2 protein-coding genes are annotated in these 1,119 nt (G+C 72.7%); both read right to left on the bottom strand.

Annotated elements, in window-relative coordinates:
* Positions 1-159: 159 nt before the first annotated feature.
* A complete protein-coding gene (locus tag RH94_RS12035) occupies positions 160-534 on the bottom strand; it encodes a hypothetical protein (RefSeq protein ID WP_073947602.1) in 375 nt (124 codons plus the stop codon).
* Positions 535-598: 64 nt separating this feature from the next.
* Positions 599-1,119 (bottom strand): hypothetical protein (locus tag RH94_RS12030; protein ID WP_073947601.1); only part of this gene is annotated, 521 nt, incomplete at its 5' end.

Genomic DNA, 1,119 nt, shown 5'->3' with positions numbered 1-1,119 from the left:
GGCGGGCGGTGAACGTCGCCGGGGCGTCGGTCTCCTCGGCGGCGGCGAACAGGTTGAGCTGATCCATCGGTTGCTCCTTCGGGTGCGGGTACGACGGCGCCCCGCCGTCCGGGCCGGGGTCGGCCGGGGCGGCGGGGCGCCGATCAGGGAGGTGCTAGGTCAGTTCCAAGCGGTGGTGTGGATGGTCTGCCAGCCTTCACTGGCGCGGGCCAGGACCTCGATCCGGTCCGGGTGCAGGACGTAGGCGTATTCGCCTTCGCCGTCCGTCTGGTCGGTGAACAGGCCCATGTCCAAGCCGTCGCCGTTGTGGCAGAAGCACTCGCCGCCGCCGTCGGAGGCGGGCAGGTTGAGCCAGCCGTTCGGGTGCTCGTCGAGCAGGAAGCGGGTGGCGGCCTCGACGTCGCCGACGTGTGCGTTGAGGACGAAGTCCTGCAGCAGCCCTACGGCGGTGTCGGGTTTGCCGTCCTGGTGCAGGTAGCGGCCGGTGAAGCCGCCGCTGCCGGTGGGGCGGGCGATGATGGCGCGCGTGGCCAAGGTTTCCTCCGGGTGTGGACTTCGGGCCGGGCCTCGCGGTGCGGGGCCCGGCTCGCTGGTGGGGTCAGGGACGGCCGCAGGTGCCGGACACGGTGTCGGCGAGGTGCAGGACTGCGGCGGCCAGGCCGCTGAGCAGCTGGGTGATCTCGCCGGCGTCGTGGGAGGTGACGTCGCTGGGGATGTTCCTGGCGGCCTCCTCGGCGATCTTGCGCAGGTCCCACGAGCTCGGCGCGTTGTCCTTGGCCGGCTCGGCGGTCGGGCCTTCGTGGCGGGCCTTGGCTATGTCGTCGGGGCCGGTGACCAGGGGGCCGGGGCGCAGGCCGGGATACCCGCCGTCGCCCCAGTAGTGGCCGAGCAGGAGGCGGACCTTGCGCTCGGTCTCGTCCCAGCCGGCGTGGACGGCGTACAGCTCCTCCTCGGGGTCGGCCTCGACGAGCAGGGCCGGGGTGAGGACCTGGAAGCCGTCCTGAACGTTGGCGGGCACGATGGGGTCGATGCCCAGCTGGCCGAGGGCGTGGTTGATGCGGCCGGCCTGGTTGTGGGCGGTGAGGATCTTGCGGGCGGTGGCGGCCTCCTTGCGGCGGG

Source organism: Streptomyces kebangsaanensis (assembly GCF_001906585.1).
Lineage (GTDB): Bacteria > Actinomycetota > Actinomycetes > Streptomycetales > Streptomycetaceae > Streptomyces > Streptomyces kebangsaanensis.
The sequence above is the reverse complement of the archived record's forward strand: the minus strand, read 5'-3'. Positions and strand labels throughout refer to the sequence as shown.